General features: G+C 61.1%; 17 protein-coding genes. 4 read left to right on the top strand and 13 right to left on the bottom strand.

Annotation, left to right across the window (positions count from 1 at the left end):
• The first annotated feature begins 92 nt into the window (after positions 1–92).
• Positions 93–257, top strand: a complete 165-nt coding sequence (arfA, locus tag F8N96_RS30205; RefSeq protein ID WP_150800904.1) for an alternative ribosome rescue factor ArfA — start codon at positions 93–95, stop codon at positions 255–257.
• Positions 258–319: 62 nt separating this feature from the next.
• On the top strand, positions 320–1,642 hold the full coding sequence (locus F8N96_RS30210; RefSeq protein WP_150800905.1) for a lytic murein transglycosylase: 1,323 nt from the start codon (positions 320–322) through the stop codon (positions 1,640–1,642).
• Between the two features lie 115 nt (positions 1,643–1,757).
• Here F8N96_RS30210 and F8N96_RS30215 read toward each other — a convergent pair whose 3' ends face one another.
• The 13 genes from F8N96_RS30215 to F8N96_RS30275 all read right to left on the bottom strand — a co-directional run bounded on the left by F8N96_RS30215 (position 1,758) and on the right by F8N96_RS30275 (position 14,339).
• Positions 1,758–2,708, bottom strand: coding sequence for a S66 peptidase family protein (locus tag F8N96_RS30215; protein ID WP_150800906.1), 951 nt, complete (start codon positions 2,706–2,708; stop codon positions 1,758–1,760).
• Positions 2,709–2,879: 171 nt separating this feature from the next.
• Positions 2,880–3,902: a lipoyl synthase gene (gene lipA / locus F8N96_RS30220; RefSeq protein ID WP_007946663.1), complete on the bottom strand. Its 1,023-nt coding sequence runs from the start codon at positions 3,900–3,902 to the stop codon at positions 2,880–2,882.
• 1 nt (position 3,903) lies between these two features.
• The gene (lipB, locus tag F8N96_RS30225) at positions 3,904–4,551 is read right to left on the bottom strand and encodes a lipoyl(octanoyl) transferase LipB (protein WP_150800907.1); all 648 of its coding nucleotides are present in this window, start codon (positions 4,549–4,551) and stop codon (positions 3,904–3,906) included.
• Positions 4,551–4,826 (bottom strand): DUF493 domain-containing protein, encoded by a 276-nt coding sequence (locus tag F8N96_RS30230; protein WP_008152827.1) that lies wholly within the window; start codon positions 4,824–4,826, stop codon positions 4,551–4,553. Before F8N96_RS30230 ends, lipB begins: the two co-directional genes overlap by 1 nt.
• An 80-nt stretch (positions 4,827–4,906) precedes the next feature.
• Positions 4,907–6,064, bottom strand: a complete 1,158-nt coding sequence (locus F8N96_RS30235) for a D-alanyl-D-alanine carboxypeptidase family protein (RefSeq protein ID WP_150800908.1) — start codon at positions 6,062–6,064, stop codon at positions 4,907–4,909.
• Between the two features lie 182 nt (positions 6,065–6,246).
• Positions 6,247–7,263: a septal ring lytic transglycosylase RlpA family protein gene (locus F8N96_RS30240; RefSeq protein ID WP_150800909.1), complete on the bottom strand. Its 1,017-nt coding sequence runs from the start codon at positions 7,261–7,263 to the stop codon at positions 6,247–6,249.
• Positions 7,263–8,273, bottom strand: coding sequence for a lytic murein transglycosylase B (gene mltB / locus F8N96_RS30245; protein WP_150800910.1), 1,011 nt, complete (start codon positions 8,271–8,273; stop codon positions 7,263–7,265). Before mltB ends, F8N96_RS30240 begins: the two co-directional genes overlap by 1 nt.
• Before the next feature lie 17 nt (positions 8,274–8,290).
• A complete protein-coding gene (gene rodA / locus F8N96_RS30250) occupies positions 8,291–9,394 on the bottom strand; it encodes a rod shape-determining protein RodA (RefSeq protein ID WP_074880374.1) in 1,104 nt (367 codons plus the stop codon).
• A gap of 31 nt (positions 9,395–9,425) precedes the next feature.
• Positions 9,426–11,321: a penicillin-binding protein 2 gene (mrdA, locus tag F8N96_RS30255; RefSeq protein ID WP_150800912.1), complete on the bottom strand. Its 1,896-nt coding sequence runs from the start codon at positions 11,319–11,321 to the stop codon at positions 9,426–9,428.
• Between the two features lie 10 nt (positions 11,322–11,331).
• Positions 11,332–11,799, bottom strand: coding sequence for a 23S rRNA (pseudouridine(1915)-N(3))-methyltransferase RlmH (rlmH, locus tag F8N96_RS30260; protein ID WP_007937439.1), 468 nt, complete (start codon positions 11,797–11,799; stop codon positions 11,332–11,334).
• Between the two features lie 9 nt (positions 11,800–11,808).
• Positions 11,809–12,303: a ribosome silencing factor gene (gene rsfS / locus F8N96_RS30265; RefSeq protein ID WP_128871437.1), complete on the bottom strand. Its 495-nt coding sequence runs from the start codon at positions 12,301–12,303 to the stop codon at positions 11,809–11,811.
• Between the two features lie 73 nt (positions 12,304–12,376).
• Positions 12,377–13,003, bottom strand: coding sequence for a nicotinate-nucleotide adenylyltransferase (gene nadD, locus F8N96_RS30270; RefSeq protein WP_191630828.1), 627 nt, complete (start codon positions 13,001–13,003; stop codon positions 12,377–12,379).
• A gap of 64 nt (positions 13,004–13,067) precedes the next feature.
• On the bottom strand, positions 13,068–14,339 hold the full coding sequence (locus F8N96_RS30275) for a glutamate-5-semialdehyde dehydrogenase (protein ID WP_150800914.1): 1,272 nt from the start codon (positions 14,337–14,339) through the stop codon (positions 13,068–13,070).
• A 189-nt stretch (positions 14,340–14,528) separates the two neighbouring features.
• Here F8N96_RS30275 and F8N96_RS30280 point away from each other — a divergent pair, with 189 nt between their 5' ends.
• Positions 14,529–15,224, top strand: coding sequence for a DNA-3-methyladenine glycosylase (locus F8N96_RS30280; protein WP_150767569.1), 696 nt, complete (start codon positions 14,529–14,531; stop codon positions 15,222–15,224).
• Between the two features lie 29 nt (positions 15,225–15,253).
• Complete coding sequence (locus F8N96_RS30285) at positions 15,254–16,570, top strand: bifunctional DedA family/phosphatase PAP2 family protein (RefSeq protein WP_150800915.1); 1,317 nt, start codon at positions 15,254–15,256, stop codon at positions 16,568–16,570.
• Positions 16,571–17,000 lie beyond the last annotated feature (430 nt).

Consider the following 17,000-nt stretch of genomic DNA (forward strand, 5'->3'; position numbering starts at 1 on the left):
GTACCCACCGCTGATCCATTTTCCCTCTAGACAAAACCAGGACTTCGGCAGATTATTTTCCCCGCAAAATCCCTCACTCAAGAGAACTGTCCATGAGCAAAAAGCCATCGAAAAATGGCCCGAACAAGGCCAAATCCATCATCGCCCAGCCACTGTTCCGCAGCCGTCAGGAACGAGCCGGCAAGGGCAAAGGCAGCTACCGCCGCGAAGCCTTCCAGGCTGACAACTGGGAGGCTTCTTACTTTCTGGCGGCCTGAAAGGCAAGCAATCGCTCAACATGTTAAGGTCTGCACCTGATTCGTATTCCCTGGACCTGTGCATGCCCCTTTGTCTTTCCCGTCGTTGGCACATTCGCCAACTGATAGCTGCCTCCAGCCTCATTTTGCTAGTCGCCTGCGCGGAAAAACCGACCGCCGCCGACGCCCAACCGCTTCAGACCCTCCCCGTCGCGACAGCCCCTGCGGTGATTCCGCCCGTGGTGCCGACCGGTGACAATCTTGACATCCAGCCGACCCAGACCTTCGCCGAATGGCAGGCGGGGTTCCGCCGGGATGCGCTGGCCGCCGGCATCCGTGCCGATCTGTTCGACCGCGCCTTTGCCAATGTCAGCCTGGACAACAGCGTGATCCGCGCCGACCGCAGCCAACCGGAATTTTCCCGCCCGGTGTGGGAATACCTCGACGGCGCCCTTTCGCCGCTGCGGGTACGCAAAGGCCAGGCGCTGGTCAGCCAATATGCCGACATCCTGCAAAGCATCGAGCAGCGCTATGGCGTCGATCGCCAGGCACTGGTTTCGGTGTGGGGCATGGAGAGTAACTTCGGTCAGTTCCAGGGCAGCAAGTCGGTGATCAACTCCCTGGCGACCCTGGCCTATGAAGGCCGGCGTCCCGGATTTGCCCACGCGCAACTGATTGCTGCACTGCAAATCCTGCAACAGGGTGATATCGAACCGGAGGCGATGCTCGGTTCCTGGGCCGGGGCCATGGGCCAGACCCAGTTCATCCCCACCACCTACAACACCCACGCCGTGGACTTCGACGGTGACGGCCGGCGCGACATCTGGGGCAGTCCTGCCGATGCACTGGCCTCGACGGCGCACTACCTGCAGAGCTCAGGCTGGCAGAAAGGCCAGCCGTGGGGCTTCGAAGTACAACTGCCCGGTAGCTTCAACTACGTGCTGGCCGATGGCACGATTCGCAAGAGTGTGGCCGAATGGCAGCAACTGGGGGTCACGCTGCCCAATGGCGCCCAGGTACCGCCGGGCTCCGAACAGCTGTCCGCGGCCCTGCTGCTGCCCGCCGGCTATCGCGGCCCGGCGTTCCTGGTTCTCGACAACTTCCGCGCGATCCTCAAGTACAACAACTCGTCGTCCTACGCGTTGGCCGTCAGCCTGCTATCCGAGCGTTTCAACGGCGCTGGCCTGATCAGCGGCACCTGGCCCAAAGATGACATGCCGCTCAGCCGTACCGAGCGCATTGAACTGCAAAGCCTGCTGAGCGCGCAGAATTACGATGCGGGCACCGCCGACGGCATCATCGGCGCCAACACCCGCAAGGCGATCCGCAGTGCACAGCAGTCGTTTGGCTGGCCGGCGGACGGGTATCCGACGCACAAGTTGCTCGAAGGCCTGCGTAACCGCTAGAAGCTTCGCCGGCAAGCCGGTCTCGCTCCCACATTCGACCGCGTTCTCCTGAAAGAACTCGGTCACCTGTGGGAGCGAGCCTGCTCGCGAAGACTGACGATCAGGCGACAAATATCTACCGCTTGATCACCACCTCCTGCTCCAATACCAATTCCTTATTCCCCGCATCCAGTCTGACCAACGCCCCCATCGGCAACGTCAGGTTCGGATCGCAATGCCCGCTGCGCCACCCGGCCAACACCGGTATCCGCAACGATGCGAAGGTCTGCTTGAGCAAGCGCTCCAGCGCCGGGCCATCAACTCCCGCTACATCCCCCACCAGCACTCCGCGCAACTTGTGCAGCGTGCCGGCCAGTCGCAGGTGGGTCAGCAGCCGGTCAATGCGATACAGCGGCTCGTTGATGTCCTCGATGAACAGGATGACGCCCTCGGCATCCATCTCGTACGGTGTACCCATGGTCGCGGCAATCATCGACAGATTGCCCCCCAGCAAACGCCCGTGAGCGATGCCAGGCTCAAGGGTGGTCAACGGATAAGCCACCGGGTGCGTCAGCACACTGCCCGCCTTCATCTGGCCCCTGAGCATATTGAAAAACGACGACTCGGTTGGTTTTTGCTTTTCGCTCAACAGATCCGCGTTGAGCATCGGACCATGGAAGGTCACGAAGCCTGCGTAACGGCTGATCGCCAGGTGCAGCGCGGTGATGTCGCTGTAGCCGATGAACGGTTTGGCATTGCAGCGCAACAGGTCGAAGTCGATGCGATCGAGCAATCGCGGCGTACCGTAACCGCCGCGAAGACAGATGATCGCATCGACCTCGCTGTCGGCGAATGCGGCGTGCAGGTCAGTGAGCCGCACTTCGTCGCTACCGGCCAGGTAGCCATCGCGCTCGTACACGCCGGGATACACCCGCAACGAATAACCGCGAGCGCGCATCCAGGCGATGGCTTTATCGGTGTCCAGCGTTGCGGGTCCGGCGGGTGCGATGACCCCGATCAGCCCCTGCGACGGCAAGGCCGGAACAGGCGCGTGAGGACAAAGCGTGTGGGTGGGTCTAACAGTCATCCATGAATCTCCCTGCGTGAAAGCGATAAGCACACAGTAGTCAGGAACGGGGACAAACAGAAGAGGGTCTGTTGCCCCGCAGGTTGCAGGAAAAAACTGTAATTACTGTAGTCCGGGCAAAAAAACGCCCGCAAGATGGAAAATCCTTGCGGGCGCTTTTTTACGTCGGTATCAGGACGACATCAGCTCGGCCTTGACCAGCTTCGCCTGCTCGTCGGCGTGGTACGAGGAACGTACCAGCGGGCCGGAGGCGACGTTCTTGAAGCCCATCTTGTAACCTTCCTCGGCGAACCAGGCGAAGGTGTCCGGGTGTACGAAGCGCTGGACCGGCAAGTGGCTGCGGGACGGCTGCAGGTACTGGCCCAGGGTCAGCATATCGATGTCGTGCTCGCGCATGCGCTTCATGACTTCGATAACTTCTTCGTCGGTTTCGCCCAGGCCCAGCATCAGGCCGGACTTGGTCGGAATGTGCGGCATCATCTGCTTGAAGCGCTGCAGCAGGGTCAACGACCACTGGTAATCCGAACCCGGACGCGCGGCCTTGTACAGGCGCGGCACGGTCTCCAGGTTGTGGTTGAACACATCCGGCGGCTCGGCCGCGGTGATTTCCAGCGCGACGTCCATGCGGCCACGGTAATCCGGGACCAGGGTTTCGAGCTGCACGTTCGGCGACAGCTTGCGGATCTCGCGGATGCAGTCGGCAAAGTGCTGGGCACCGCCGTCACGCAGGTCGTCGCGGTCTACCGAAGTGATCACCACGTACTTGAGTTTCAGGTCGGCGATGGCGATGGCCAGGCTTTCCGGCTCGTTGACGTCCAATGGCTTTGGACGACCATGGCCAACGTCGCAGAACGGGCAGCGACGGGTGCAGATGTCACCCATGATCATGAAGGTCGCGGTGCCGCCGGAGAAGCACTCGCCCAGGTTCGGGCAGGACGCTTCTTCGCACACGCTGTGCAGCTTGTGTTTGCGCAGCAGGGCCTTGATACGGTCGACTTCCGGCGAAACCGGGATGCGCACGCGAATCCAGTCGGGTTTCTTCGGCAGTTCGGTGGTCGGAATGATCTTCACCGGGATACGTGCAACCTTCTCGGCGCCGCGCAGCTTGACGCCGGCTTCTACCTTGGCACGCGGGGCCGGACGCTCGGTAACATCCAGCGTCGGGATCATGGTTTGCACTGCATCAGTAGTCATATCAGTCGATTCCGCCCGTTAGGGTCGTCTGCTCAGCATAGTCGAGGTGTTTGACGAGCTGCGCGCGCAGCCGGGCACTTACCTCGGCAAATTCAATCGATCCTGCGTGATCGCTCAGCTGGGTCATCGCCAGCCCGGCGTAGCCGCAGGGATTAATCCGTCGAAACGGTTCCAGGTTCATATCCACGTTCAGGGCCAGGCCATGAAAGGAACAACCGTGGCGGATCCGCAGACCCAGAGAAGCAATTTTCGCCCCGTCGACGTAGACACCCGGGGCATCCGGCTTGGCCGCGGCCGTGACGCCGTAGCTGGCCAGCAGCTCGATCAGGCACTGCTCCATGCGGCTGACCAGGTCTCGCACGCCGAAACCCAGCTTGCGCACATCGAGCAACAGGTAAGCCACCAATTGGCCGGGGCCATGGTAAGTCACCTGACCTCCGCGATCGACCTGCACCACCGGAATATCCCCCGGCAGCAACAGGTGCTCGGCCTTGCCGGCCTGACCCTGGGTGAATACCGGCAGGTGCTCGACCAGCCAGATCTCGTCCGCGGCATCACTGCCGCGTTCGTTGGTGAAACGTTGCATGGCATGCCAGACCGGCTCGTAAGCCATCTGGCCAAGCTCGCGAAAGCCCAGCGTGCCAGACATCACAGCACCATGTGCACGAAACCGGTAGCCCGCAACTCGCTGTTGATGTCGTACAGCTGTTCCTGGCCGGTGGCGATGATGTGCAGCTGGATGGTCGTGTACTTGCCGTTGGTACTCTGGCGTTCAGCCAGGGTCTTGTGATCAACGGTGGCGTGCTTTTCAAGGATCGCAATGATCTTGTCCTTGAAACCCACACCGGTATCGCCGATTACCTTGATCGGGTAATCCGCGCAGGGGAATTCGATTTTTGGCGCCTTTACTTCGGTGTCTGTCATGGCGTAACGGCCTCGTAAGCCGTGGCAACGGACATGGCCCCGCTCCGGATCGGGGCGGGGCCATGCAAGTCCACACTAATTCAGTTGAACAAGCCGTAGAAGAATAGACGGATGCTATCCCACATGCGGCGGAAGATACCACCCTCCTCGACACCATCCAGAGCGATCAGGTCAGCGCTGTGCACCACCTTCTCGTCCAGCTTGACTTCGACTTTACCGATCACGTCGCCCTTGGCGATTGGCGCCATCAGTTGCGGGTTCATGCTCATGCTGGCGGCGAGCTTTTTCAGCTGGCCCTTCGGCAGGGTCAGGGTCAGGTCTTGGGCCAGGCCGGCCTTGACTTGATTGGTGGTGCCTTTCCAGACAGGTGCCTGAGCCAGCTCGGCGCCTTTCTGGTAGAAGGTCTGGGTTTCGAAGAAGCGGAAACCGTAAGTCAGCAGCTTCTGGGTTTCGGAGGCACGCGCCACTTCGCTGTTGGTGCCGAACACTACGGCGATCAGGCGCATGCCATCACGTACGGCCGAAGACACCATGCAGTAGCCGGCTTCGTCGGTGTGGCCGGTTTTCAGACCGTCGACGGTCTTGTCGCGCCACAGCAGCAGGTTACGGTTGGGTTGCTTGATGCCGTTCCAGAAGAACTCTTTCTGCGAGTAGATCGCGTAGTGAGCCGGATCTTCGTGGATGATCGCGCGGGCCAGCACCGCCATGTCGTGAGCCGACGAGTAATGCTCAGGGTTCGGCAGGCCGGTCGGGTTCATGAAGTGGCTGTTGGTCATGCCCAGGTCGGCCACGGTTTTGTTCATCATGTCGGCGAACGCGTCTTCGCTGCCGGCGATGTGCTCGGCGAGCGCAACACTGGCGTCGTTACCCGACTGGATGATGATGCCGTGCAGCAGGTCGCTGACGGTGACTTGCGAGCCGACCTTGATGAACATCCGCGAACCGCCGGTACGCCAGGCGTTTTCGCTGACGGTTACCGGATCGTTTTCGCCAATCTGGCCACGACGGATTTCCAGGGTCGCCAGGTACGCAGTCATCAGCTTGGTCAGGCTGGCCGGAGGCAGACGCTGGTCACCGTTGTTCTCCACCAGCACGTTGCCGCTGCTGGCATCCATGAGCACGTAGGATTTGGCGGCCAGTTGTGGTGGCGACGGCATCATCTCGACCGCGAACGCGGCAGGCGAGAGGAGCAGCGGTACTAGCAGGCACAGTCGTTTGGCAAAGGTGGTGATGTTCATCCGTCTCTCGAAATCGCTAATGGAAACTGCCCAAGGGCAAAACTAATCAGATGACCTTCTAACGGGCCATCGCGTGTTCAGTTGTTCACTCAGAACCCTTGCCGGGCTTTTGTTCTAAAACGAGCCAACAACCAGGTTCACCCCCCAAGACCGCAAGCGAACCCTCAATCAAGTACTACGTATTACTCGGCGGTGACCAGGCTCGGCGAACCGAGATTGGCCAGGCGCACGCTGTTCTGCACTTGCTGGATTTCACCCGGCGAGCCGATCGGCCCCAGGCGAACCCGATGCAGTGTCTGTTGATTACGCACGATCGAGCTGATGAACACCGGAGCGCTCACCATCCCGCTGAGCTTCGATCTCAGGAGTTCTGCAGCGTCCGGGTTGGCGAACGCGCCCACCTGCAGATACTGGCCAGAGGCTTGTGCAGAAGCGTTTTTTTTTGCATCGACCGGCACAGGTACGACGGCCGCGGCGTGCTGCTGCGGCGGTGGCGTCCATTGTTCAACGGTGCCGGCCGACGCCGTGATCACCGGGGCGTTATTTTGCGCGATTTTCGGCTCGTTGAGCATCAACGGTGCCGGACGCCCTTTGGCGGCCCACCATTGCTGCGGGTCGATGCCTTCAACCTTGACCCGTGCCGTACCGGATTCGGCATAACCGAGCTTCTTGGCGGCGGCATAGGACAAGTCGATGATCCGGTCAGAGTAGAACGGCCCGCGGTCGTTGACCCGCAAGACTACGGTCTTGTTGTTGTCGAGGTTGGTCACCCGAACGTAACTGGGCAGCGGCAAGGTCTTGTGCGCGGCACTCATGCCATACAGGTCATAGACCTCGCCATTGGCGGTGTTCTGGCCGTGGAATTTGGTGCCATACCAGGACGCCGTGCCCGACGCGACGTAGGACTTGGATTCTTGCTGCGGGAAATAAGTCTTGCCCAGCACGGTATACGGGTTAGCTTTATAAGGACCCGTGTGCAGGGTCGGTGTCGCATCAGGGATGCGCGATACGTCGACGTCCCACCAAGGCGCACCGTCTTTGTGCGCGCGGTTGATGTCCAGGCCTGGCGTTGCACGCACGACGGCGGGAGAAGACTTTGTCGGCGTCGGCGAGCGGCTGGTCGAACAACTGGCGACCAGCACCGTCAACGCGGCGAATGCCATCAGCTTCAGGGGTTTATTCATAGGCGATGCCCGCATTACTTGACGCCCCGTGCTTGGACCAGCTGTTCAGACAGTTGATGTACGGCCATGGCGTACATCACGCTGCGGTTATAACGCGTGATCGCGTAAAAATTCGTCAGGCCCATCCAGTATTCAGGACCCTTGTCACCTTCCAGGCGGAATGCCGTGACCGGCATATCATCGCGCAGCGCATCATGACTTGACCACCCCAGCGCTCGCAACTCCCCGACGGTTTTAGTCGGTTCGATACCGGTGGTCAAACCCTGGTCCACCTGATCGCCACGCACATCCGCGCGGCTGACCACGGGTTCACCGCCTACCCAGCCGTGACGTTTGAAGTAACTGGCGACGCTGCCGATGGCATCGTCCGGATTGTTCCAGATATTGATGTGGCCATCACCGTCGAAGTCCACCGCATAGGCGCGAAAGCTGCTCGGCATGAACTGCGGCAAGCCCATCGCGCCGGCGTAGGAACCCTTGAGGGTCAACGGATCGACCTGCTCTTCACGGGCCAGCAGCAGGAACTCACGCAATTCCTTGCGGAAAAATTCGGCACGGGGAGGATAGTCGAAACCCAGGGTCGACAAGGCATCGACGACCCGGAAATTTCCGGTATTGCGTCCGAAAAAGGTTTCAACGCCAATGATCGACACAATCACCTGCGCCGGCACGCCGTATTCCTGTTCCGCGCGAGCCAATATCGCCTCGTGCTGACGCCAGAAGTCCACACCCCGGGCGATGCGCGCGTCGGTGATGAACATCGGGCGGTATTCGCTCCACTGCTTGACCCGCTCCGCGGGTTTCGAGATCGCGTCCAGGATCGACTGCTTGCGCTCGGCTTCGCGGAACACGCCCATCAGCTGTTCACCGGCAAAACCGTAGTCGCGGGTCATTTCACCGACGAATTCGGCCACCTGGGGTGAGCCTTCGTAATCGCCGGCCAACGCGTCCTGCGCTGTGCCAAGGATGCTTACCAGGCCGACCCACGGCGCGTATCGAGTCGCCCAGCCACGCATTACTTGCATTGAAATCTTCACCTTATTCAAACTTGTGCGATCCACTTACGATGGGTATGGATCGACATCAAAACCCCAAACGCTGACAGCAGCGTCACCAGCGAAGTTCCTCCGTAGCTAATGAATGGCAACGGCACCCCCACGACCGGCAACAGGCCACTGACCATACCGATGTTGACGAAAACGTAAACAAAAAACGTCATGGTCAGGCTGCCTGCGAGCAATTTGCCGAACAATGTCTGGGCCTGGGCGGTAATGACGAGCCCGCGACCGATCAGCAACAGGTAAATCAGCAGCAGTGCGCAGATGCCCACCAGGCCGAACTCTTCACCCATGACCGCAATAATGAAGTCGGTGTGGCTTTCCGGCAGGAAGTCCAGGTGCGACTGGGTGCCCAGCAGCCAGCCCTTGCCGAACACGCCGCCGGAACCGATGGCGGCCTTGGACTGAATGATGTTCCAGCCGGTGCCCAGCGGATCGCTCTCCGGGTCGAGGAAGGTCAGGACTCGCTGCTTCTGGTAATCGTGCATGACGAAATACCACATGGCGACAGCCACCGGCACGGCGGCGGCGAGCACGCTGAGGATCCAGCGCCAGCGCAGGCCGCCCATGAACAGCACGAACGCCCCACCCGCCAGGATCAGCAACGAAGTGCCAAGGTCGGGTTGACGCACGATCAGGATGAATGGCAAGCCGATCAGGAACAAACTGACGCCCACGTGCTTGAGCTGGGGCGGCAAGGTTCGTTTGGACAGGTACCAGGCGATGGTCGCCGGCATCAGGATCTTCATGAATTCCGAGGGCTGGAAGCGGATCACCCCGGGAATATTGATCCAGCGCGTGGCACCCATGGCGTTGTGGCCCATCACGTCCACCACCACCAGCAACAGCACGCCGATCACATAACCGACCGGCACCCAGCGGGCCATGAAGCGCGGCTCGAACTGGGCAATGACGATCATCGACACCAGGCCGATGCCGAACGAAGTGGCTTGCTTGGCCAGCAGGTCCCAGCTCTTGCCGCTGGCCGAATACAGCACGAACAGGCTGCCGGCGGCGAGGGTCAGCAACAGGATCAGCAGCGGGCCGTCGATGTGCATGCGTTGCAACAGCGTCGCACGACGACGCATCACATCCTCGCTGGAGAGAATGCGATCGAAATTACTGTTCACGGGCCGTAGCCTCCGCACTGATTGGGCTGGCGTATTCGGCTTTCAACCGACCGTTCTGGTCCAGGAGCCAGGCGTCCATGATTTGACGCACCACGGGTGCGGCAACGCCGGAACCGGACTCGCCGTTCTCGACCATCACCGACACCACGATTTTCGGGTTGTCGGCCGGCGCGAAGCCGACGAACAAGGCGTGGTCACGATGGCGTTCCTGGACCTTGGAACGGTCGTATTTCTCGCCCTGTTTGATGGCGACGACCTGGGCCGTACCACTTTTACCCGCGATGCGGTATTGCGCACCGAGCGCCGCTTTGCGGGCCGTACCCCGGGCGCCGTGCATCACCTGCTGCATGCCGTGGTTGACCTTGGTCCAGTCGGACGGGTCGCGCAGGATGATGTCCGGCATCGGGTTCTCGTCCTTGGGCCGCTCGCCTTCGACGGTCTTGGCCAGGTGCGGCCGGTTCCAGATGCCTTTGTTGGCCACCAGCGCAGTGGCCTGGGCGAGTTGCAACGGGGTCGACTGCATGTAGCCCTGGCCGATCCCCAGAATCAGGGTTTCGCCCGGGAACCAGGCCTGACGCCGGGTCGCCCGCTTCCATTCCCGAGTCGGCATCAGCCCCGGCGACTCTTCGAACATGTCCAGCGAGACCTTCTGGCCAATGCCGAACTTGCCCATGTACGCCGACAACCGATCGATCCCCAATTTATGGGCCAGGTCGTAGAAGTAGGTGTCATTGGAACGCATGATTGCCGTGTCCAGATCGACGAAGCCATCGCCGCTACGGTTCCAGTTACGGTATTTGTGATCGTAGTTGGGCAACTGGTAATAGCCGGGGTCGTACACCCGACTCGAGGCAGTCACGACGCCGGCATCCAGGCCGGCAATCGCCACCGCGGGCTTGATGGTCGAGCCCGGCGGGTACAGGCCACGCAGGACCCGGTTGAACAGCGGTCGGTCGATGGAATCACGCAGCTCGGCATAGGCCTTGAAGCTGATGCCGGTGACGAACAGGTTCGGGTCGAAACTCGGCGCACTGACCATCGCCAGGACTTCACCGGTTTTCGGGTCCAGCGCCACCACCGCGCCGCGGCGACCGCCCAATGCGGCTTCGGCCGCTTCCTGCAATTTGATGTCCAGGCTCAGCACGATGTCCTTGCCGGGAATCGGATCGGTGCGCTTGAGCACGCGTAATACGCGGCCCCGGGCGTTGGTCTCGACCTCTTCGTAGCCCACCTGACCATGCAATTCAGGCTCGTAGAAACGCTCGATGCCGGTCTTGCCGATGTGGTGAGTGCCGCTGTAGTTGACCGGATCGAGGGATTTCAGCTCTTTCTCGTTGATCCGCCCCATGTAACCCACCGAATGCGCAAAGTGCGGACCCTGCGGGTAGTGGCGAACCAACTGCGCGACCACTTCCACGCCGGGCAGACGGAACTGATTCACCGCGATGCGGGCGATCTGTTCTTCGGTCAGCTCGAACAGGATCGGCACCGGCTCGAACGGCCGGCGCCCCTGTCGCATGCGTTTCTCGAAGATCACCCGGTCCTCGGGCGTCAGCTCCAGCACCTCGACGATCACGTCGAGCACTTGCTGCCAGTCGCCGGAGCGCTCGCGGGTCATGCTCAGGCTGAAGCTCGGCCGGTTATCGGCCACCACCACGCCGTTACGGTCGAAGATCAGCCCGCGAGTCGGCGGAATCGGCTGCACATGGACGCGGTTGTTTTCCGACAGGGTCGAGTGGTACTCGTACTGGATCACCTGGAGGAAATACAGCCGCGCGATCAGCACACAGATCAGCGCCACCACCGCAATTGCGCCGAACACGACGCGGCCACGCACCAGACGGGCGTCTTTTTCGTGGTCCTTGAGGCGGATCGGCTGAGGCATGAGGGCAAAACTACTTGTGGTAAGGGTGGCCGGACAGCACTGTCCAGGCACGATACAGCTGTTCGCCGATCAGAATGCGCACCAGCGGGTGCGGCAAGGTCAACGGCGAAAGCGACCAGCGCTGATCGGCCCGGGCACAGACTTCCGGCGCCAGCCCTTCGGGGCCGCCGACCATGAAATTCACCGTGCGCGAGTCCAGCCGCCAGCGATCGAGCTCGACCGCCAGCTGCTCGGTGCTCCAGGGCTTGCCGTGGACTTCGAGGGTGACAACACGCTCGTTCGGCCCGACCTTGGCCAGCATGGCTTCGCCTTCCTGACGGATGAAGCGCGCCACGTCGGCGTTCTTGCCGCGGGTGTTGAGCGGTATTTCCACCAGTTCCAGCGCCAGCTCGGACGGAAGACGCTTGGCATATTCATGCCAGCCTTCTTCCACCCACTTGGGCATGCGTGAACCGACGGCGATCAGTCGCAGTCGCACAGCGGTCCCTTATTGCTGGTCTTTGTTGAGCTTGACGAAGTGCTCATGGGTGTTTTCCGGGCTGTGGTGAGCCGCGTTCAGAGCACGGCTCTGTTCTGCACCGGACCACAGACGCTCGAGGTCGTAAAACTGGCGAGCCGAGGCGGTCATCATGTGGACGATGACATCGTCCATGTCCAGCAGTACCCAGTCGCTGTCGCCCTTGCCTTCTTCACCCAACGGCTTGACGCCCTGGGCCTTGACCGCTTCGCGGACCTTGTCCAGCATCGCGCCGATTTGGCGGTTGGAGGTACCGGTCGCGATGATCATGAAGTCGGTGATGCTCTGCTTTTCACGAACGTCGATGACCTGGATGTCCTGGCCCTTCACGTCTTCCAGGGCTGCTACGGCAACCTTGACCAGTTCTTCGCCACGCAGCTCCGGCCCGGTTGGGGCTTCTACTGGCAGCGGGGCGCTCTTGAACGTGCCTTTGCGCTTTACTTTGGTTTGGTCTTTGTCAGTCATATAAAACTCGTTTTGCTCGTATGTTCAGGCGCTTCAATACACGTTGTTGCTACGTGCCTTGAGGCACTCCTATTCAGTTCGACGCACGGTAAAGTCCGTGCGCATCGATGTAGGCCAGGACCGCGTCGGGCACCAGGAAACGTACCGACTTACCGCTGGCCAGCAGTTGACGGATCTGGGTGGCGGATACCGCAAGCGGTGTCTGCCAGACGAATGCAATCTGTCCGCTCGGCCCGTTGAGGGCCAGCGGGTCGCTCACCGAGCGCGCTGCCAGCAGGTTGCGCAAGGCATCCGGCGGTTCGCTGTCGGCATCCGGGCGTTGCAGCACCAGGATGTGGCAATGCTGGAGCAACTCTTCCCAGCGGTGCCAAGTGGGCAGGCCGCAAAATGCGTCCCAGCCCAAAAGTAGAAAAACCTGGTCGTGCGCGGCCAGCTCGCCACGCATCAGCTCCAGGGTATCGATGGTGTAGGACGGTTTGTCCCGCTGCAATTCGCGGGCATCCACCACCAACGGCGCCACACCGGCCACCGCGCACTCGACCATCGCCAGACGGTCCTTGGCCGACACCTGCGGCGTACCGCGATGAGGCGGCCTGGCACTGGGCGTCAGGCGCAGCTCATCGAGCGCCAGCGATTCGGCGACTTCCAGTGCACCGCGCAAATGGCCGATGTGCACTGGGTCGAAAGTCCCGCCCAGCATGCCGATGCGTCGAGGCGCAGGGTCGCGGGTGATCACCGGGGCCGACGAATTGAGGTCGCCCAAGTCAGACCGACGCCTGGCCGCGCAACTGACCATCCCCGACCACGATGTACTTTTCGCAGGTCAGTCCTTCGAGACCCACCGGGCCGCGGGCGTGCAGCTTATCAGTAGAAATGCCGATCTCGGCACCCAATCCGTATTCAAAGCCATCGGCGAAGCACGTCGGGGTGTTGATCATCACCGACGACGAATCGACTTGCGCGATGAAACGCCGGGTGTCTGCCAGGTTTTCGCTGACGATCGAATCGGTGTGATGGGAGCCGTGCCTGTTAATGTGCTCGATGGCCTGGCCCAGTCCGTCGACCACGCGGATCGAGAGGATCGGCGCCAGGTATTCTGTGTTCCAGTCTTCTTCCGTTGCGGCAACCGCCTCTACGATCGCCCGGGTACGTTCGCAGCCACGCAGTTCGACGCCTTTTTCGCGAAACTGTGCAGCCATGGCCGGCAGAAAATCCTTGGCAACAGCTTGATCCACCAACAGCGTTTCCATCGCGCCGCAGATGCCATAACGGTACGTCTTGGCGTTGAAGGCGATGCGCTGGGCTTTCGCCAGGTCGGCATGGGCGCTGACGTAGACGTGGCAAATGCCGTCCAGGTGCTTGATCACCGGCACCCGCGCATCGCAGCTGATCCGTTCGATCAGGCCACGGCCGCCACGGGGCACGATGACGTCGACGTATTCGGGCAGGGTGATCAGCGCGCCAACGGCGGCGCGATCGGTGGTTTCGACCACTTGCACCACAGCCGCCGGCAGATCGGCCTCGGCCAGGCCGCGCTGGATGCAGGCGGCAATGGCACGATTGGAGTTGATGGCCTCGGAGCCGCCGCGCAGGATGGTCGCATTGCCGGATTTCAGGCACAGGCTGGCCGCATCGATGGTCACGTTTGGCCGCGATTCATAAATGATCCCGATCACGCCCAGCGGTACACGCATCTTGCCCACCTGAATCCCGGAGGGGCGATAACTCATGTCGCGGATTGCCCCGACCGGATCCGGCAGCGCGGCAACCTGACGCAAGCCGACGATCATGCCGTCGATGCGTTCCGGGGTCAGCGCCAGACGCTCCAGCAGGGCCGGTTCCAGACCGTTGGCGCGGCCAGCCGCCAAATCCAGCTCGTTGGCAGCTATCAGCTCGGCGCGAGCAGCGTCCAACGCCTGGGCAGCTGCCTCCAATGCGCGGTTTTTCTGCGCAGTGCTGGCACGGCCGATGACGCGGGAAGCTTCGCGGGCAGCGCGACCCAAACGGGTCATGTAGTCAAGAACGGACTCAGTCATGGTCTGGAGTGGTCTTTGATAAGGTCTTGGTAAAGAGTAAAGCGGCAGATTATAGCTGTCGCGTCCCGGGACTAACAGCGGTGACAGGCGGATGGTCGAAATCGAGGGCAATTTGCCGACGTTCAGCCGTGATTAAGCTGCAAATTGTTATCATCACGACTCAATCAGCCCTGATAAACGCCGTTCATCATGACCAATCTGACTGTTCGTGCGTCCGAAACGAGCCTGCCCACGGCACTCCCGGACGCATTTTTCGACCGGGACGCCCAAACGCTGGCCCGGGAATTACTGGGCAAAGTGATCCGGCATCGGGTCGGTGAACTCTGGCTGAGCGCTCGAATCATCGAGACCGAAGCCTATTACTTCGAAGAAAAAGGCAGCCACGCCTCCCTTGGCTACACAGAAAAGCGTAAGGCTTTGTTTCTGGATGGCGGTCACATCTATATGTATTACGCCCGTGGCGGCGATTCGCTGAACTTCAGTGCCCAAGGCCCCGGCAATGCGGTATTGATCAAATCCGGCTATCCCTGGGTCGATGAATTGAGCGGACCGGCGAGCCTGGCACAAATGCTGTTGAACAATCCGGATGCCCAGGGCCGCCCTCGCCCCTCGCAAAAGCTCTGTGCCGGACAGACATTGCTCTGCAAGGCGCTGGGCCTGAAGGTGCCGATCTGGGACGCCAAGCGCTTCGACCATGAAGTGCTGCTGGTGGAAGATATCGGGCCCGCACCCGCACACATCATCCAAACCACGCGCCTGGGCATTCCCCATGGGCGTGACGAACACCTGATGTACCGCTTCGTCGATGCCGCCTACGCCGCCTACTGCACGCGCAACCCGCTGCGACGAGGGCAAGTCGAAGGTCGCGATTACTTTCTGCTGTAAACACAATCGATAAGTTGGGAGTTGTCTTTATGGGCCCATGGCTCGATAGCGTGACCGGATGGTTGACGGTCAACCCGCAATGGCTGGCCGCCGCGGTATTCATAGTGGCCTTTGTGGAATGCCTGGCAATTGCCGGGCTGATCGTTCCCGGTACGGTATTGCTGTTTGCCGTCGCTGTCCTGGCCGGCAGCGGTGCGCTGTCGTTGAGTGAAACACTGCTGCTGGGGTTCGTCGCCGGCGTGCTGGGCGACATTGTTTCCTACTTCGTGGGGCGACATTTTCACCAGAACATCCGGCGCCTGCCCGGGTTGCGCCATCACCCGGAATGGATCGCAGGAGCCGAAGCCTATTTCCAGCGTTATGGCATCGCCAGCCTGTTGGTCGGACGCTTTATCGGCCCATTAAGGCCCATGCTGCCGATGGTCGCCGGGATGTTCGACATGCCGTTCCCGCGCTTCGCCGCCGTCAGCCTGCTGGCCGCCGCCGGCTGGAGCGTCGCCTACCTGCTCCCGGGATGGGCCACCGGCGCAGCGATCCGCCTGCCGTTGCCGGAAGGTTTCTGGCTGCAGGCGGGTATTGTCGCCGGGAGTGTGGCGGTGATGGTCGGCTTGAGCGCGACCAGCAGCCTGCGCCGCCATCGCCGGGCGACGACCTGGATCAGCGGCATGAGCCTGCTGATCCTGATCGGCCTGTTCATCGGCTATCCGCACTTGACCGCCCTGGATCAGGGCGTGATGACCCTGGTGCAGGAGCATCGCGGGCCGACGCTGGATGAAATTGCAGTCACCTTCACCCTGATCGGTGAGTTCCGCAACATGCTGCTGTTCAGTGCCCTGCTCACCGGCCTGCTATTGCTGTGCCGACAATGGCGCCAGGCGCTGTTTGCCGGCGGCACCCTGCTCTGCACCGCCCTGGCCAATACCGCGACCAAGAACTTCTTCGCCCGGGTACGCCCGGAAGTGCTGACCGACCCCTTGACCAGCTATAGCATGCCCAGCGGCCACGCTTCGGGGGCGTTTGCCTTGTTTCTGACCCTTGGGGTACTCGCCGGTCGCGGACAGCCCCCGCGTATGCGCCTGACCTGGCTGCTGCTGGCCTGCCTGCCAGCGCTGTCGATCGCTTTGTCCCGGGTTTATCTCGGCGCGCATTGGCCCACCGACGTGCTGGCCGGCGCCATGCTCGCTGCGTGCGTGTGTGCCGCGGGTTTGTGGCTGAGCCAGCGCCAGGCGCCCCTCAATGCCATGCCGTTCAAGGTCTGGTGGCTGATCCTGCCGGCACAGCTGGCATTGTTCAGCTTTTTCGCCTTGCGCCATCTGCCGCCTGCAATGTTGCGGTACGCCTACTGACACCACGGGTTCGCCGCTCTATCGGTTCAGAGCAAAGAACCCCCTCCTCGCCACGCTTTAACGGGTTCTCCGACGAGCGTGGCGCTTGATCTCGCAAGTTGCGTAGCTGCGGCGCGCCCGCGTCTTCGCAGAACATCCGCCTGACTAATAATCGAAGTTACATATTTTCCCGTCACTTCCAAAGTCTGCACCTTTCACGACCTGGAAAATCAATTACATTAAAACCTCTTTACTGCGAAGTACGCGCAGTCAATATTCATCACGATTAACACGTCGTCTTACCACCTTCACCAAGAACGCCATTAGACACGCCAACATAATTTATCAATTTTATTTTATAAGCGAGTTTATCATGAGTCCCAAAACACCCCGCAAACCACCCGTAACAACTCCACATAAACCGATATCAACAAACGAGCCCTCGATAAGG

It is taken from the genome of Pseudomonas fluorescens, from assembly GCF_902497855.1.
In the GTDB taxonomy this organism is placed as follows: Bacteria; Pseudomonadota; Gammaproteobacteria; order Pseudomonadales; family Pseudomonadaceae; genus Aquipseudomonas; species Aquipseudomonas fluorescens_BI.

Bases quoted from the DNA above. Each gene is read 5' to 3' on its own strand.
- nadD (WP_191630828.1), bottom strand. From the start codon at position 13,003: ATGCTGGGCGGGACTTTCGACCCAGTGCACATCGGCCATTTGCGCGGT.
- F8N96_RS30285 (WP_150800915.1), top strand. From the start codon at position 15,254: ATGGGCCCATGGCTCGATAGCGTGACCGGATGGTTGACGGTCAACCCG.
- F8N96_RS30240 (WP_150800909.1), bottom strand. From the start codon at position 7,263: ATGCGGGCATCGCCTATGAATAAACCCCTGAAGCTGATGGCATTCGCC.
- mltB (WP_150800910.1), bottom strand. From the start codon at position 8,273: ATGCAAGTAATGCGTGGCTGGGCGACTCGATACGCGCCGTGGGTCGGC.
- rsfS (WP_128871437.1), bottom strand. From the start codon at position 12,303: ATGACTGACAAAGACCAAACCAAAGTAAAGCGCAAAGGCACGTTCAAG.
- F8N96_RS30215 (WP_150800906.1), bottom strand. From the start codon at position 2,708: ATGACTGTTAGACCCACCCACACGCTTTGTCCTCACGCGCCTGTTCCG.
- F8N96_RS30280 (WP_150767569.1), top strand. From the start codon at position 14,529: ATGACCAATCTGACTGTTCGTGCGTCCGAAACGAGCCTGCCCACGGCA.
- lipB (WP_150800907.1), bottom strand. From the start codon at position 4,551: ATGTCTGGCACGCTGGGCTTTCGCGAGCTTGGCCAGATGGCTTACGAG.
- rodA (WP_074880374.1), bottom strand. From the start codon at position 9,394: ATGCGTCGTCGTGCGACGCTGTTGCAACGCATGCACATCGACGGCCCG.
- F8N96_RS30275 (WP_150800914.1), bottom strand. From the start codon at position 14,339: ATGACTGAGTCCGTTCTTGACTACATGACCCGTTTGGGTCGCGCTGCC.
- lipA (WP_007946663.1), bottom strand. From the start codon at position 3,902: ATGACTACTGATGCAGTGCAAACCATGATCCCGACGCTGGATGTTACC.
- F8N96_RS30230 (WP_008152827.1), bottom strand. From the start codon at position 4,826: ATGACAGACACCGAAGTAAAGGCGCCAAAAATCGAATTCCCCTGCGCG.
- F8N96_RS30210 (WP_150800905.1), top strand. From the start codon at position 320: ATGCCCCTTTGTCTTTCCCGTCGTTGGCACATTCGCCAACTGATAGCT.
- mrdA (WP_150800912.1), bottom strand. From the start codon at position 11,321: ATGCCTCAGCCGATCCGCCTCAAGGACCACGAAAAAGACGCCCGTCTG.
- arfA (WP_150800904.1), top strand. From the start codon at position 93: ATGAGCAAAAAGCCATCGAAAAATGGCCCGAACAAGGCCAAATCCATC.
- F8N96_RS30235 (WP_150800908.1), bottom strand. From the start codon at position 6,064: ATGAACATCACCACCTTTGCCAAACGACTGTGCCTGCTAGTACCGCTG.